We start from the raw sequence: 15,185 nt of genomic DNA, 5'->3' as shown, positions 1-15,185 counted from the left end.
GCCTTCCATTGACCCAAACGAGGAGCCATGACTGTAGCGACACGGCGCGATATCCCGCTGGACCTGATCAAGTGGCTGGCCATGCTGACCATGCTGTTGGATCATCTGCGCCTGTTGTGGCCCGACGCCCACGCCCTGTTCATACCCGGACGGCTGGCGTTCCCGCTGTTTTGCCTGGCGATCGCCGCCAACGTCGCGCGTTCGCGCCCTGGCCAGTTGCTCAGCCAAAGCAACACGCGCTACCTGGGCTGGATGCTGGTGTTCAGCGTGATATCCGAAGGGGTGTACCGCCCCATCAGTGCGCTGGGCACCCTCAATGTGATGTTCACCCTGACCCTCGGGCTGCTGATTGCCTGGGGCTTTCAGCATCGCAACACGCTCAGTGCCGCCTTGGCCGTGGGCGCCGCTGTTGCGGCCGCCTGGCTGGACGAGCGGCTGATGTACGGATTTCTCGGCTGCCTGCTGCCGGCGGCCCTGCTGTTGGCCATCAAGCGGCCGGGGCCGATATGGCTGGTGCCGGCCTTGCTCAGCGTGGCGGTCAATACCCGCAGCAGTTTGTGGGCGAGGGCGATGGAAGTGGACGCCTACTCACTGGCGGTACTCGGCACCGCGTTCCTTGCACCGCTGTTCGGCCTGTGGCTGTTACGCATGCCTCTCACCACCGGCATCTGGCCGGTACGCCATTGGGCGTACTGGTTCTACCCGGTGCATCTTGGCGCGCTGCAGGTCATACGCAAACTTATGTGAGTGCCGGGCCTTGCGAGCACTACGCAAGGCTAGGCATCATTCGCGCCTTCTTTTTATTCGGTGACAAGGACCGTTCGCATGCCCATCTACCTCGCAGCAGAGCAGGAACTCATCGTAGGCCAAGCCACTGTAGTCGAGGCGCCCGCACAGGAGGGGGCCTTTGTTGTGGTGTTCGAGGACGACGAGGAGACCGGCTACTTCTATGCACTTGACACCACGGCTACCGAGAACCCGATCCAGGATGCGTTGCACATCTACAACGTGGACGAGGTAACTGATCGGCAAAAGCCTTCGACAGTGAAGGTCGGCTGGTCCATGGACCATAGCAAGGCGGTATTGCTGATCAACGATCGCCCTCATGCTGTGTTTGATTTCACGGGCAAGCAGGGCTATTGCCATACCGCATTTCCACCACCTGTGGGTAACGGCTGGTCGGAGCAGGGCCATGAGTGGAATGACGATGCGCTGAAATTGTTTGCCTGATGAGGCAGCAAATTGACCAGGAGGGGGCAGGGTACAGGTAGGCGTGACCAGCTGCTTTCCACATTTCAATATAACTCAACTAAATAGTCCTTTAGTTGAGTTATAAGAAAAGGCTAGTTTAGCGGGGAGCAGGGGCATCCTTGATCCGCTGCGAATCCAACCTCACCAACGCAACTAGAAGAGCCGCATTTTTGCAGCAACTTCGACGGTTTTACTGAGGTTGTAGCCGACAACGCGCCACTGTTCGTTTTCTTCAGCCAGCAGCACAGCCTCGGTGACGGTGAGGTTCGAAAAGGCCGATTGGGTCTGAACTGCAGCGTAATGCCCAGGCGGCGCATCAGGCAGCTGTTTGGTGAAGGTGATCTGTGCTCGATCACGTTGCTTCAGCTCGCCCAGGCCCATGCGCAACGTCCCGATGCCTTTTACCCAGTTCGACTCGGTCGTGGTTGCCTTGAGCGCGGAGCCCGCTGTGGCCCAGGTCATGTCGGTTCTTCCGGCATCGAGCAACATCAGGAACTGCACAGCGGTATCGACCACCAGGCGTTGCTGTTGCGCAGAGCCTGGATCGGAGACTACGACTGCGGACGCCTGTGTACCGCTGGCGTTTGTGTTGAATGAAACATCGCAACCAGCAATCAGTAACAGGCTGCTTAGAACGGCGAAACATTGCTTCATGCAAAAACCTCGAAGGTTGAGGGGTCCAACGGACGAATGTGGCGTCCAGACGTTTAAAGGTGGCTCTTGTAGCTCATCAGGTACTCGGCATGGCCTGTCTGCGGATCAATCTGCTCCTTGATCACTGTAAAACCCTGGGACTGGTAAAAAGCGATGCTGCGTGAATTCTCCTTGTAAACCCCCAGGCTCAATTCGGTACGCAACGATTTGACGTGTTCGAGCAATTGACGACCCAGTCCGCGGCCTTGCTGGTCAGGGTCCACGAACAGTGCCGCCAGTTGGTTGTCCAGCAACGAGCAAAATCCCTGAACCGCCGATTTGTCTTCGATGACAATTGTCTGTGATGCAGGGATATAGAGTTCGCGCATTGCCACGACATTGGATTGCCAATACGACGCGTCGATAAAGTCATGGGCCTTGATCGAAGCGCGTAACCAGATGTCGAGGACGCGTTCCATGTCTTGCGGTTCAAATGTTCTTACCATGTCGTCCCTTGAAGTGCGTGCAAGCGGTGCAAAGCTTGTGAGTATGCCGCAAAGCGATTCGTGGTGGGAAAGCACGGGGGGCTCAGGGTTGAAATCTGGCCTGGCGTAGTCTTGAGCGGATGATACGTAAGTACGCATAATGTATATTATGTTAAATCATGTGTAGCGTTGGTAAGTTCACGTTGTGTGACCGTCACTTAATGAATGGAATGGCGCTCTCTCAAGCAACCACCTGATTTCAATGGTTTTTTCGTTCGCCCTCATAATCTGTACCACTTGAAACCGTAGTTATTGAGTGGAATCACCCTTCGGCCCGGCTGCATCTACAGATTTTCCACCCATTAATGGCGAAACGAACCATGTTCGCGTCATACCTTGTCCACTTATTAATCGATAGCTTTCCGGCGCTGTCGCACTGGAGGCGCTGTATCACGGGGGTTCGAGTGACAATGGTAGCAAAAAAATCATCCAAATTTTTTTCCGCTCATCACTGGTAATGAGTGGAATTTACCGATTACATCCGCTTGAACAAACGCGTTCTTGACGCGCCGAAGATGTCAACTTAACGTAAAGATCAGTCCCAGTTATGCGGTACGCCCGAATGCATCCTCGCCCAATATTTAATGACCGTATGTCCGTGGAGATTCCTCTGCAGGATTTTCTGGAGCACTACGCGCCTGTTTCGGATTTCCTTCAAAATCTGCTCGCCCCTGAAAGATATTTGACTGACTTTACTTTGGTTCGCGGCTTCTTAGCTCAATACACGGATGAGCAAAGCACGTTCTTATCTTACAGGCAGTCTGCTGAGCGTCTTTTGCTCTGGAGCTGGCTAGTAGCAAATAAGTCAATTCTTGATCTGTCGGTCCTGGAGATTAAAGACTTTATTGCTTTTAATAAGATGCCGCCTGACAACTGGCAAACAGCGTGCCCCCGGAAACGCTTCGTGAATGGGGAGGACGGAATATCATTCAACGAAAATTGGCGACCCTTCAACAATGCGCGATCACTCTCGATGTCAAACAGCTCTATAGTACAGCTACTCCGAATATGCAGCTCTCTTTATAATTACCTGCTGGCTACTGGGAACGCTTTCGTCAATCCAGTTGCAGTCCTAAATTCAGTGCACTCAAAGCGCGAGAAACCCTTTCGTGCACCCAGACCAGCTTTGGCTTTTGATCTGTGGCAGTTTGCAAGCCAGCTTGCAGTTGCGTTAGCTGATGAAGATCAGAGGCATGAGCGAGCACTGTTTATAATTATGTGCGCATACCACTTACGCGTCCGTATTTCGGACTTAGGAGGTAGCAATCGGCAAGCCCCGTTAATGACCTCTTTTTTTAAGCGTCGCGATGTATGGTGGTTCAAGTTAGATAGTTGCGTGCACGAGATAACTCCTACTCGAGTTCCGCTAGGTCTCCTACCGTACCTGGAGCGTTATCGGTTAAGCCGCGGACTGCCTCCATTCCCTACAGATAAAGAGGACGTCGCTCTGTTAGAGACCTCATACGGAAGGCCTGGGCTCAGCGCTCGACAAATTCGAGAACTTGTTAACGTTTTCTTCGCACTTATTGCTGACAAGATGGAAGCCAGTGGTGTCATTAAAGAGCGATGCCTTCAGCTCAGGACTGCCCCTTTTGCAATTCTGAAGGGCGCTGGTGCGCGCGATGCCGCGCTAGCGGAAGATCAAGCATGGTCCCGATCGGATTTCCGTCCGTTGCGCTCCGGCGCCTCAACGGAGTAGTTGAGGTAACTCATTCTGAGTGCTGCAATATTCGATAATTGTCAGAACCGAATATTGCAGCACCGGAGGTTCAGATGTACGATTCACTAGCATCCATCCCGGGATTTCCAATGGCTACTGCAGTTTCTCCATTTCCGCTTTTTGAAACCCACGACCGGTTTCAAGAGTTAAACCATAGCAATTTGAGTGCTGAGCAGCCTCCAGTCCTCGAGTTTCTCAAGTCATTCCCTGAAGCCCTTCAGCCATTTGAGGGATATCTAGCTGTCCGCAGTTTTCTCCGATCGTACGGTGGTAACCAAGCGACTTTCAATTCCTACCGCACCCATGTGGAACGAATGCTTCTGTGGTGTCTCATCGTGGCAAAAAAACCGCTGCTGGAGATGAAACGCCAGGATGGCGAACGTTTCATGGAGTTTTGCATCAAGCCTCCGGCTGAGTGGATCGGTCCAATCGTCAAGGCCCGATTCAAGCGCATCGGAGGCCGCAAGGCTAAAGACACAGACACGTATATTGCCAATCCTCAATGGCGTCCTTTTTTCTTTACCACCAGTAAAAGATCCGCGAAAATTGCAAAAGAGACACTGCGCGAGCTTGAGCCGCAGTCACGCAAGCTGGCTCAAGACTCGATCGCCCAAATCTTTGCGGTATGCGGTAGCTTCTTCCAATTCTGTACTGATGAAGGCCTGACTGAAAGCGTTAACCCCATTCGAGCCATTAAGCAGAAATCCAAGTATAAGCAGCGTGTTTCCGGGACTCAAAAAGCTAAATCTTTGACTCCACTCCAATGGAGCTACGTTCTTGATACGGCTGAGGGCATGGCGAGCTCTGATCCGGATAAGCATGAGCGCACCTTATTCATCATCTCAACAATCTTTTCGATGTACCTCCGTATCTCTGACTTAGCCGGTCGTGATAACTGGCAACCTTTGATGAGTGATTTCCGGAAGGACTCATCCGGCGCCTGGTGGTTTCACGTAATCGGCAAGGGTAACAAAATTGCCAAGATTAGCGTTAAAAATGAATATATCGATGTCTGGATGCGTCGGTACCGTCATTATCTAGGCTTAACTGCTACCCCCACCTCGGATGATGCAACACCCCTACTCCGCGCTCATCATGGACGAGAAGGATTGTCTGAAGGACATATTCGTGTTTTGGTGCAGAGTGTCTTTGATGAGGCCCTAAGCCGAATGAAGGAGGAAGATCGAACTGAGGACGAGATAGATGCCCTACGTTCTGCCTCGACCCATTGGCTACGTCATACCTCAGCAACCTTCGATGCAAAAGTTCGTAATGATAAAGACCTGCAGGCTGATTTGCGTCACGAAAGCTTGTCCACTACGGTGAACAATTACTACCACAGCATTGACGAACAACGTCACCGGTCCAACAAAGATTTGAGCATTGTAGATCGTGATCTCTGAATAGATGGCGATTACCGTGGTCGTCTACCTCTTCACTTTGGCTAACCTACGCTCCGTCCTGGATGGGGAGCGCTATGAACTGCACCTGTGTGAGGATTGCTTTTTCCAAGCATTGGCTTACCTCAAGGAGTAGCATCGTTGGGTAACAGGTCACGCTGGGCCAGCATCCGTTCATGCAGTGTACGGTCTTCGCTACTCGTATCCCAAGCCTGGCATTCAATTATGCTGATCACTTGCGCCGACGCGCAGAGCGCAATAGCCTTTCAATTCGCCAAGGTTCTTGAGCAGGCAGCCAAGGTTTTCGGCAGTCTGCCGCTTGCCGAAGAACGTGGAACAGGCAAGGCTGCGTCAACAGTGTATCCCGGCACACCAGGCACCCGGCAGATCTTATGCCTCTCACTCTGGTGGTAACCAACGATGTACCTCTGCCCTGCCCCTTTTGCTCACGCCGTACCCTCAAAGACCTCCATGCCCAGCGATAGCATGCGCTCACTCATCACAGGTTCAGCGAGAGGCGCTAGCGCATCATTGAGAGAGGTCTTGGAAAGAGCTCATCCCAGCCAATTCATCTTTGATTCTCTGAAAAAGACCCTCAATGTCCAGGTTGGCGTCCCGCGCGACGTATGTGGCTACGAGGATGGTGAGCGGGTGAACGTCGAGCGTACCCGCTAGCTGATTGATTTTCTCCAGCGTAGGGCTTTTCAGGCCTCGTTCCAGTGAGCTGAGATACGTGCGGCTGCTCACGGTAGAGAAATCTTCTTGCGTGAGATTTCTACTGTTTCGAACCTTTTTGAGCGCAAGGCCGAACGCGATACTGAGTTCCAATTTTACGTTCCCACAAAAGGAACGATGAAGCGCTATCGAATCCTATAGGGCTACAATCTATAGTGTTCATTTTGAGGGCTTGCCGATGTTCACTACCTATCGCCACACTGAAATGGTAATCGAAGGGCTTGAGGGTCATGGTCACAGCCAGCTATGGCGATGCGTTGAGCAGGAGCTGATTCACCCATGGTTCTATCTTCAGGTGAGCCGCAAGTCAGGGAGTCAGGTCTCAACGTCCATGATGATGGTCCATCATGCCCAAGAGCTTCGAGATCTCGTCGATTGTCAATCCAGCCACACATGGCTTGATGAGGTGATGCTGGTAACGCCACCACATACCAACGGGCAAGCTCGATGGATGATGGAGAAACTTGAGAAATTGAGTGTGCTCAGCTCAGGGGGCACCAATGACTTTGAACTGCAATACGAGGTCAAGGGCGGCCATAGCTACTTTTTGAACGGAAGCCACGACCCCCAAGGCTTTTCAACAAGTCATGTCCTGTTCGACTCCACTAATGATCTCCTCAGTCAAAAGTGAAATGCTTGTGAGGCCTCTCCTCCACTGACAGCAGCATTCACGGGCATTGGAGGCCGCTTGGTAAATATCCCAGGGCATTGGGTTTTCCGCGTGGGGACGAGCTGTGATCAGTTCCAGATCTATCAATTCTTCAGGCCAGGTTACTGACGCGAGGAGCAGATGAAGGGGCGACGTAAAGCGAAGTCGGCAAAGTGGAAGCAAATTTCGCAGTTCACCCAAGATGCCAGAGCGATCTTGGAATCTGACATTTTCAGCCTGCGAAGAGGAAGATTTCTCTCGCGTGCGGAAGCTGCTGGGAGAGATGCTGAACCCCTTGGGAAACTTGCAGGAAACGTGTTGCAAAGTAGAAGAGAGGCTGGCCATTCGGAGATCTGAAGAAGCAAGTGTAGTGGTCAACTGATCCCGGACACTGAATTGAGTTTTTCCTCTGCGACCGCAGGCGGTAGCCCTTCGTTGAATTGATGCGGTCGCCGCCAGTTGTACCGCTCCATCAAAAACCGACTGATATCTTGCTGTGCCAGCACAGCGCTCATGTAGCCCACCGTCGGTATCCATTCAGTCTTCAGGCTGCGAAATAGCCGCTCCATCGGCGCGTTGTCGTGGCAGTTGCCGCGCCGACTCATGCTCTGCGTGAAGCGGTATCTCCATAGTCTCTGGCGGAAACTTCGGCTGCCGTATTGGCTGCCCTGGTCGCTGTGAAACAGCACATTCTGAGGCCGGCCACGCTGCTCATAGGCCATATCCAATGCCTTGATCACCAGGTCGGCATCAGGCTTGGCTGAGAACGCCCAACCTACAACACGCCGGGCACAAAGGTCGATGACAGCCGCCAGATAGTGCCATTGGCCTTCAGCCCAGACGTACGTAATGTCACCGCACCAGACTGTGTTCGGGGATGCCACGCTGAACCCGCGATCAAGCACGTTCGGGATATCAGGCCGCTCCACGGTAGCCTTTTTGTAGGCATGGGAGCCCGGCTGTTTGCTGATCAAGTTCAGCTCGCGCATCAACCTACGTACCTTGAATCGCCCGATCTGCATGCCGTCCTCTTTCATCATCAGCATGATGCTCCGGCTGCCCGCAGCGCTTCGGCTTTGCGTAAACAACTCGTTCACGCGGCTACGCAAGACTACTCGTTCGGCATCCGGATACCGACGTTTCCGGCAGTACGCGTAGTAGCAAGATCGGGTGACATCAAATACCGAGCACAACAGATCAACAGGCTCTTGAGCCCGCAGTTGATCGATTAACGCGAACGCTCGTGTTCCTCGGCCATCAAGAGCGCGGTGGCCTTTTTTAAGATCGATTTTTCCCGTTCTAGCCGATTGATACGGGCTTCGAGTTCCTGGATTTTTTGCTGCTCAGGTGTCAGAGCCTTGCTGGTGGGAGTAACACCGCTACGTTCTTGCTGAAGCTGGCTCACCCATCGACGAAGCGCCGATTCGACCAATCCGAGCGAACGGGCGGCTTCGATATGGCTGTAGCCTTGGTCGAGCACCAGGCACGCAGCCTCGCGCTTGAACTCAGGGGTAAAGGTACGACGTTGCTTGGTCATCAGACACCTCTCTATGGCGAGCATTCTCGCCTAAATGGGTGTCCGGTTTCATTAGACCACTACATCAGGACTGCACGAACTTTGCGCAGCTCCTCGGAGTGATCCCTCAGGAAGGCACGTAACCGATCCTCGGTATCCAGCAATTCCAGGCATTGAGGATGACGCATCCCGCCAAGCTCAGGGTGATAATGCGAAAAGCGCTGACCAGGCAGATAGCCTGCTGCCACAGTGCGTAGAATCACCTGCTCGATTTTCGCCGCAGTGGCCACCCTCAACAGGTGTTGGGCGAGTGTAGGAGCACTGAATCGGTGCCAGAAGCGGGTCACACGAGCACGGCTCGCACTTGGAAAATACAGCTGCAACAGGGTTAAGCGATTCGGTTTTGACTCACTCATTTCTGCTTATCCTCGACGACCGGGTTGGCTGTGCTCGCATCGTTGCGCTGTGCGTGAAAGGTCTTGATCTCCGAAAGACGGATATCAGCGGGCAGGACACCACGATGCTTGCTTTGACCCACGCGCTGGGCGTGATAGATGCCGGTATGGCCCGACACCAGGTAGCTGGCGATACAAGCAATCGCGGCAAGAGGGGCGATATCGGGGCCGAACAGCTCCATGGCCATGACAATGGTCGCCAGCGGGGTGTTTGCGGCGCTGGCAAAGACAGCGACGAAGCCGATGCCAGCAAGCATCGAGAACGGCAGGTGCAACAGCGGCGCAAGGGCATTGCCCAGCGTCGCGCCATGTAGAACAACGGCGTGACCTCGCCACCTTTAAAGCCTGTACCGAGTGAGGCTACGGTAAACGCAAGTTTGCCAAGCCAGTCCCAGGGGGCCACGGGGGCTGCAAAGGACTGAACGATGCTCGGGATGCCCAGGCCGATATACTGATAAGCGTCCAGTGCCCACACCGCCGTGGCTACCAAGATCCCTCCGAGTACGGGACGAAAGGGCGAGTAGGGAATCAGCCTCTTTATCCACGCCCCAAGGGTATGGGTGGCGGTGGCGAACAGCAGCCCCGCGAGCCCGAACACGATGCCGGCGGCGACCACTGCCATCACTGTCCAGAACTGCACGGGCGCGATTTCGCCGATGATGTAGTGAGTGTGTGCAACGCCCCAGAGCAGCCCGACCTGATCAGCGACGATGGCGGCGACCACGCACGGGAACAACGCGTCGTAGCGCATGCGGCCGATGGCGAGCACTTCGAGGCCAAATATTGCTCCGGCCAGCGGTGTGCCGAAGACCGAAGCGAAACCTGCGCTGATGCCTGCCATGAGCATGATTCGGCGATCTTCGCGGCGTAGGCGAAACAGGTGAGTAATCTGATCGGCCAGCGCGCCACCCATTTGCACGGCGGTGCCTTCGCGTCCGACCGATGCGCCAAACAGATGCGAGATCAGCGTACCCGCCAGCACCAGCGGCACCATGCGCAAGGGCACGGTTTTCTTCGGATCGTGAATCTCGTCGATCAACAGGTTGTTGCCCGCGTCTACCGGCTTGCCGATCAGGTGGTAAACCAGCCCCACCGCAAAGCCTGCAAGGGGAAGCAGCCAGATGGCCCAGCGGTGGCTTTCGCGCCATTGGGTCGCGTGATCGAGGGAGAACAGAAACAGCGCGGATGCCGATCCCGCCAGAAGCGCCACGGCACTGGCAAGCACCAGCCATTTCCCGATATAGGGAAGCAGATCGAGTTGTTCGGGTTTTCTGAGTTTTGACATGAGATCAGCCACACAAAAGAAAGTGGGCCTGACCAAAAAAGGGGGATTCTGCGCGCGAACGCCTACAGACCTGTCTTGATCAGGCGTCTGTAGGCATCATCAGCTGCTATAGGCGCAGCGGTTGGTAAGTGGAGGAATGCCATCTCCAGCACCCGATCATATAGGCCTCTCCATGAGATGTAAAACTTTGTTACGAGGTAGAGGGGCTTAGCGATCCCAGAGATCGTGATGAGCGCCAGAAACGTGGAGGCGCATCTCGCTTATGAATTTAAGCGCCTGCTTCTGGCTGAATCCTGCCCTTCCTGAGGGCTGCTTTGGGTCGGAACAGGTCATCGATGACCGGCTGCAATCGACCCATGCTGCCGGTCAGCCGAACAGCAATCTTTGTGGAAGCGGGCACGCCCGCTCCCACAGAGTGCGCGTCGCGCTCACTAAACCCGTTATTTTAGCGACTGGCATGGGTCGATAGCTGCCGCTCACCTTCTCTGTTTGGCCCCATAGACGCCAGACGCGGCTTCCGTCGGGTGAATGAGCTTAAGAGCGTTGTCATTTTTCAAGCTATCCAGCTCGGCCAGCTGCGCCGCAAGCTTTTGCTCAAGGGCACGAAATTCAGCGAGTTTAGACATGAGTTTGTCCTTCAGGGTAGGTCCAAACATTCATCAGCTTGCTTAGCATGTCAACCGGGTGCAACCCATCCACAACCAACAAAAAAACTAATCAAAAAAACCGCAAAAAATCGTATCTATTAGGACAGCTGAGTATAACTTTCACCAGCACTTATAGCTTGCCAGATCTTTTGGAGTGCTGGTTTTCTATTATTTTCACTGTAGCCCGGCCCATTAAAAAGAAATTCGACCTCCATTATATCGGATAGAAAAAAGACCGAACTCAGGAATCTCAATCGCCGCCGTAACACGGGAAGGCAGGCGTCGCTATTTCACTGATATACTAACACTACCCCGCCATCGCAATAATGATTTGTGTGGCCCATAGCCGTTGAGGTCGCGACATGCATAATTCAACATACTTAGATCTGACAGCAGAACGTAGAAAGCCCTCGCTATACCGCCAAGAAATTTAACAGCCGGGATAGCAGGTTTTAATATAGCTAAGATAAACGAAACATTGCGCGAGTAACTTATTATTGTGAAACTCATAAACATGATTGCACTGTTATTTAGTCTAATTTTGATAAATCAAAACATACCCGCCTACCACCTCAGTGAAAAAGATTTTCCCATTTAAAGTAGAGTCTTGGACGATTTCGAAGCGTCAGGTCTTCACATCAGCAAATGGTCTCACGTGCGAGTGTCCGGCAGCGAATTCCCTTCCGGACCGATCTCCAGCAGGTTGGAGGGCGCGGCAAACTCGATGAGGACCACGAAGGAGTTGCTCGACTACGCAGGGCCCACGCTATGGGTTGACGCCCGCGCGCTAGGCCCAGGCGCATTCAGCCCCCTGGATTGCCAACGGCGCCTCGGCCTGTGCCCTCCCCCGACACCTTAAAAATCTCTCCGGTGCTGACGGGGTGCCCAGGGCAATGCCGGTCAGTCAAGACTTGGTCGTCTGTTTTGTGACCCTTTCGCGACACAAGGCCGGACACAGAGGCTTTCTGCGCAGCCCAAAGATTTTTGCCTTACAGCCCCCCTGTGGGCGCGGGCTTGCTCGCGAAAGCGTTGGATCAGGCGACGGTTGCCACGCTGCGAGGGTCTTGCAGCGCAGCGCAGCCGAGTACCGAACGAGGCTCCCCGACGGCGACCACAGCACCGTTATCCAGCACTGCGACCTCATCACAAAGCTCGATCACCGCGCTCATATCATGGCTGATGAACAGGTAGGCCACCCCCTCACGTTCGCTCAATGTGCGCAGCAAGCGAAGAATGCCGCGCGCGGTCTGCACATCCAGCGCCGATGTCACTTCATCGAGAACGATCAGCTCAGGCCTGGCCGCGAGGGCACGGGCGATACCTATACGCTGAAGTTGGCCACCGGACATTTCCCGGGCCGTGCGTGAAAGAAAGCTACCGTCCAGCCCGACCTTTTGCAGAAGCGTGACGGTCTGAGCCGTGACGGCTTTGCGGTCGAGCCCGAAGTGACGGTGCACTACGCGCCCGATGATCTTCTCGACCGTATGCTGGGGATTCATGGCCATTTCAGCTGACTGGTACACCATCTGTACTCGCCGTGCCTGTTCTGCAGCGCGTCGCTTTATGGACGGGTCGAGCCGTTGTCCAGAGAGCGAGACATGGCCTTCGTAATCGGGATGAAGTCCACAGATGATCCTGGCCAGGGTACTTTTCCCGCCTCCGGATTGCCCTACGAGGCCGACGATGGCGCCCGGTCGCAGTGTCAGTGATACGCCCCGCAATATCTCTTGCGCAGTTGCGAACCCTGCACGGATGTCGGTCACCTCGAGCAGCGCTTCTGGCAATTGTTTCACCCTGGATTGCAACCGCGACGGCCTAGGCATGGCATGCTCTTCCATCAACGCAGCGACATCCTGTTCGCTCATCAACACGCCCTTTTCCAGACGTATGATCCTATCCGCAATGGCATTGACCACTTCCAGATCATGAGAGATGTAGATTGCCGCAGTGCCATGCAAGCGGATGACCGAAGTGATCAATGCCACCACCGTCGCCCGCGTCGTTGGATCCAGCGCGGTGGTCGGTTCATCCAGCACCAGCAAGGATGGCCCACCGGCCAGCGCCATCGCGATGAGCGCCCGCTGCGCCTGCCCGCCGGACACTTGGTGGGCATACCGTTTCATGAACTTCAGGGGGTCCGGCAGTTCGAGGGACGTCAAGAGCTTGGCCGCCTCAGTCTTGGCGGATCTCGAATCCAGCGCGCGGTGTCTGCGGAGCACCTCGACGATCTGCCGGCCGATGGTTAGGCCCGGGTTGAAACTGCCAGCCGGGTTCTGCGCGATATAGGCGATGCCACCGCCTCGAATTCCGCGCAGTTCGTGCTCGGGGATTTGCAGAAGATCACGACCTCGGTACGTCACCACGCCGCCCGAGATGCGCACACCCGAGCGTGCATAGCCGAGCAAAGCTCGGCCAAGCGTGGATTTGCCGGCCCCCGAGCCGCCGACAATACCCAGGACTTCTCCAGCGCGTAATGAAAGACTGACGCCGTCCAGCAACCGTGTGACAGGTTCCCGAGATTGCGGGCTGCTCGCCATTCGTTCAACGGTCAGACCCGAAACACTCAATATGTTCTCACTCAACTGATCAACTCCTGGACCGAGTACCCGAGACAGCATCGATCAGCAGATTGATGCCAGAAATGAACAAGGCGATGGTGATCGCCGGAAACAAAGGTGCCCAGAGTCCAAAGCCCAGTGCAGGGGCGTTTTCACGTACTACTGAGCCGAGGTCGGTCAACGGAGGCGCCAAACCGAACCCCAGAAAGCCCAGCGATGCGACGAGCAGCAGCGCAGAACACAACTGCAATCCGCTTTGAGCCAACAGCGGCTTGACGATGTTCGGCAACACTTCATGAAAGATGAGCCAGGTCAGCCTCTCCTTTCGCGCGATGGCAATTTCGAAGTAGGGTTGCACCACCACACTGGCCGCTAGCGTGCGGGACACCCTGAAGAATCGCGTGGCTGACATGATCGCAACGGTAAAGACGAGCGATGCCAACGAGGTTCCAGCAATCGAGAGCACGACCAGGGCGAAGATCAGCGGTGGCAGTGCCATGAGCAGGTCTACCACTCTGTCAGCCACCTTTTCCACCCACCGTCCCCGGACAGCGACCAACGCCCCCAGGCTCGTTCCCACTACGAATGCCAACAAGGTGGCGACCAGAGATACACACAACGACGTGCGTGCAGACCACATCAGCCGATTGGCCATGTCACGTCCCAAGTTATCCAGGCCTAGCGGGTGCTGCAGGCTGGCATCCGCCCACGGTGCTCCGACCACATTACCCATGTCACCGCCAGACAGTAGAGGTGCCATCAGTGCTGGCACAGCCACCAGCGTTACCAGTATCAGGCCTACCTGGCGATAGGATCTTCCTGCTGCCCTTTCCGACGCTGGCATCTCAGGCCTCCCCTTTCAGACGTGGGTTGCTGTTACGGCTGAAGCTATCCGCCAACCGATTGAGGATGATGTAGGTGGCTCCAAAAAACAGCGCCACCACTTGAACGACTGGGATATCCCGCTTGCCCACCGCATCCACCATGTACTGGCCGAGACCGGGATAAACGAAGATCTGCTCGATAACGACCACCCCCGCGACCATGTAGGCGACGTTCAGCGCAATGGTCTGGATGATCACGCCGACAGCATTGGGCAGTGCATGAACCACCACGATGTGCCAGCGAGGCAGCCCCTTGAGCACCGCGATTTCAATGTAGGGCGCCTGCATCACATCCAGGAGCGCACCGCGGGTCATGCGCACGATGTAGGGCAGTACCGAGAGCGTAAGGGTCAGCACCGGCAGGGTCATCGCCCAGAGGTACCCACCGACGGCCATGTCCTGGGTCACGATCGACAAGCTGGGGAAGAGGTCGATGCTTACCGAAAGACTGACGATAAGCATGTAACCGACGAGGAATGCTGGCATTGACAGCAGAAACAGCACGACCGCATTGCAGGCCCGGTCGAATCCGCGCCCCTCCTGGATGACCGACACCACGCCCAGCAGCAAGGACAGAGGTACCACCAACGCGGTACTCAACAGCGCGAGTTCTAGCGTGTTGCCAAGGCGGCCCAGCAGCACAGGGCCAAACGGCGCATTGGTGGTCAGCGAGTTACCCAGCTCCCCATGCAGCAACTGGTTCAGCCAAAGCCAGTATTGCTGCCAAGCGCTAGAGTCAAGGCCCAGGGAGTGGCGCAGAGCGACAAGCGACTCTTCTGTCGCCCCTTGCCCGAGGATGGCGACGGCGACATCACCTGGCAATATGCGGATGCCCAGGAAAATGAGCGCCGACAACATCCAGAGGGTAGTCAAGGCGAGCAAGCTTTGTGTGGCGAACGCGCGCATG

Annotated in this window: 12 protein-coding genes, 2 pseudogenes and 1 riboswitch; of the genes and pseudogenes, 4 read left to right on the top strand and 10 right to left on the bottom strand. The window is 55.2% G+C overall.

The features are described from left to right. Window positions 1–27 precede the first annotated feature (27 nt). Together LOY33_RS12395 and LOY33_RS12390 are read left to right on the top strand one after the other, a co-directional pair. Window positions 28–747 carry a TraX family protein gene (locus LOY33_RS12395; protein WP_043862795.1) on the top strand — a complete coding sequence of 240 codons (720 nt, stop codon included), beginning with the start codon at window positions 28–30 and terminating at the stop codon, window positions 745–747. A gap of 78 nt (window positions 748–825) precedes the next feature. Next, window positions 826–1,230, top strand: a complete 405-nt coding sequence (locus LOY33_RS12390) for a DUF2251 domain-containing protein (RefSeq protein ID WP_258662829.1) — start codon at window positions 826–828, stop codon at window positions 1,228–1,230. A 174-nt stretch (window positions 1,231–1,404) separates the two neighbouring features. Here LOY33_RS12390 and LOY33_RS12385 read toward each other — a convergent pair whose 3' ends face one another. Both LOY33_RS12385 and LOY33_RS12380 read right to left on the bottom strand, forming a co-directional pair. Then, on the bottom strand, window positions 1,405–1,905 hold the full coding sequence (locus tag LOY33_RS12385; protein WP_058540192.1) for a DUF4019 domain-containing protein: 501 nt from the start codon (window positions 1,903–1,905) through the stop codon (window positions 1,405–1,407). A 53-nt stretch (window positions 1,906–1,958) separates the two neighbouring features. Then, window positions 1,959–2,390, bottom strand: coding sequence for an N-acetyltransferase (locus LOY33_RS12380; protein ID WP_043862798.1), 432 nt, complete (start codon window positions 2,388–2,390; stop codon window positions 1,959–1,961). A 1,812-nt stretch (window positions 2,391–4,202) separates the two neighbouring features. Here LOY33_RS12380 and LOY33_RS12375 point away from each other — a divergent pair. Next, window positions 4,203–5,552 carry a site-specific integrase gene (locus LOY33_RS12375; RefSeq protein WP_258662827.1) on the top strand — a complete coding sequence of 450 codons (1,350 nt, stop codon included), beginning with the start codon at window positions 4,203–4,205 and terminating at the stop codon, window positions 5,550–5,552. 525 nt (window positions 5,553–6,077) lie between these two features. On the opposite strand, the gene LOY33_RS12370 is transcribed toward LOY33_RS12375, so the two are convergent. Further along, window positions 6,078–6,377 (bottom strand): helix-turn-helix domain-containing protein, encoded by a 300-nt coding sequence (locus LOY33_RS12370; protein ID WP_258662825.1) that lies wholly within the window; start codon window positions 6,375–6,377, stop codon window positions 6,078–6,080. 85 nt (window positions 6,378–6,462) lie between these two features. Here LOY33_RS12370 and LOY33_RS12365 point away from each other — a divergent pair, with 85 nt between their 5' ends. Next, a complete protein-coding gene (locus LOY33_RS12365; protein ID WP_174369655.1) occupies window positions 6,463–6,915 on the top strand; it encodes a hypothetical protein in 453 nt (150 codons plus the stop codon). Window positions 6,916–7,307: 392 nt separating this feature from the next. On the opposite strand, the gene LOY33_RS12360 is transcribed toward LOY33_RS12365, so the two are convergent. From LOY33_RS12360 to LOY33_RS12330, 7 genes and pseudogenes are all read right to left on the bottom strand, one after another. Then, window positions 7,308–8,470 (bottom strand): IS3 family transposase gene (locus LOY33_RS12360; RefSeq protein ID WP_088513810.1). Its coding sequence is split into 2 segments (ribosomal slippage): window positions 7,308–8,218 and window positions 8,218–8,470, totalling 1,164 coding nucleotides; the frame shifts between segments, so codons are not numbered across the junction. Window positions 8,471–8,529: 59 nt separating this feature from the next. After that, a complete protein-coding gene (locus tag LOY33_RS12355) occupies window positions 8,530–8,865 on the bottom strand; it encodes a hypothetical protein (RefSeq protein ID WP_258662824.1) in 336 nt (111 codons plus the stop codon). Next, window positions 8,862–9,997, bottom strand: a pseudogene (locus tag LOY33_RS12350) (voltage-gated chloride channel family protein). Before LOY33_RS12350 ends, LOY33_RS12355 begins: the two are co-directional and overlap by 4 nt. 275 nt (window positions 9,998–10,272) lie before the next feature. Continuing rightward, a riboswitch (Fluoride riboswitch) is annotated at window positions 10,273–10,345 on the bottom strand. A gap of 377 nt (window positions 10,346–10,722) precedes the next feature. Beyond that, a pseudogene (locus LOY33_RS12345) lies at window positions 10,723–10,815 on the bottom strand (transcriptional regulator); the annotation flags it as partial. 1,055 nt (window positions 10,816–11,870) lie between these two features. Next, window positions 11,871–13,418 carry an ABC transporter ATP-binding protein gene (locus tag LOY33_RS12340; RefSeq protein WP_258662823.1) on the bottom strand — a complete coding sequence of 516 codons (1,548 nt, stop codon included), beginning with the start codon at window positions 13,416–13,418 and terminating at the stop codon, window positions 11,871–11,873. 4 nt (window positions 13,419–13,422) lie between these two features. Continuing rightward, window positions 13,423–14,127: an ABC transporter permease gene (locus LOY33_RS12335; RefSeq protein WP_258662820.1), complete on the bottom strand. Its 705-nt coding sequence runs from the start codon at window positions 14,125–14,127 to the stop codon at window positions 13,423–13,425. A 112-nt stretch (window positions 14,128–14,239) separates the two neighbouring features. Further along, window positions 14,240–15,184: an ABC transporter permease gene (locus LOY33_RS12330; protein ID WP_258662818.1), complete on the bottom strand. Its 945-nt coding sequence runs from the start codon at window positions 15,182–15,184 to the stop codon at window positions 14,240–14,242. Window position 15,185: the final 1 nt, after the last annotated feature.

It is taken from the genome of Pseudomonas sp. B21-036 (genome assembly GCF_024748925.1).
In the GTDB taxonomy this organism is placed as follows: Bacteria; Pseudomonadota; Gammaproteobacteria; order Pseudomonadales; family Pseudomonadaceae; genus Aquipseudomonas; species Aquipseudomonas palmensis.
The sequence above is the reverse complement of the archived record's forward strand: the minus strand, read 5'-3'. Positions and strand labels throughout refer to the sequence as shown.

Excerpts from the sequence above, each read along its gene's own strand:
- LOY33_RS12375 (WP_258662827.1), top strand. The coding sequence starts at position 4,203 with ATGTACGATTCACTAGCATCCATCCCGGGATTTCCAATGGCTACTGCA.
- LOY33_RS12385 (WP_058540192.1), bottom strand. The coding sequence starts at position 1,905 with ATGAAGCAATGTTTCGCCGTTCTAAGCAGCCTGTTACTGATTGCTGGT.
- LOY33_RS12380 (WP_043862798.1), bottom strand. The coding sequence starts at position 2,390 with ATGGTAAGAACATTTGAACCGCAAGACATGGAACGCGTCCTCGACATC.
- LOY33_RS12390 (WP_258662829.1), top strand. The coding sequence starts at position 826 with ATGCCCATCTACCTCGCAGCAGAGCAGGAACTCATCGTAGGCCAAGCC.
- LOY33_RS12355 (WP_258662824.1), bottom strand. The coding sequence starts at position 8,865 with ATGAGTGAGTCAAAACCGAATCGCTTAACCCTGTTGCAGCTGTATTTT.
- LOY33_RS12395 (WP_043862795.1), top strand. The coding sequence starts at position 28 with ATGACTGTAGCGACACGGCGCGATATCCCGCTGGACCTGATCAAGTGG.
- LOY33_RS12365 (WP_174369655.1), top strand. The coding sequence starts at position 6,463 with ATGTTCACTACCTATCGCCACACTGAAATGGTAATCGAAGGGCTTGAG.
- LOY33_RS12330 (WP_258662818.1), bottom strand. The coding sequence starts at position 15,184 with ATGCGCGCGTTCGCCACACAAAGCTTGCTCGCCTTGACTACCCTCTGG.
- LOY33_RS12335 (WP_258662820.1), bottom strand. The coding sequence starts at position 14,127 with ATGGGTAATGTGGTCGGAGCACCGTGGGCGGATGCCAGCCTGCAGCAC.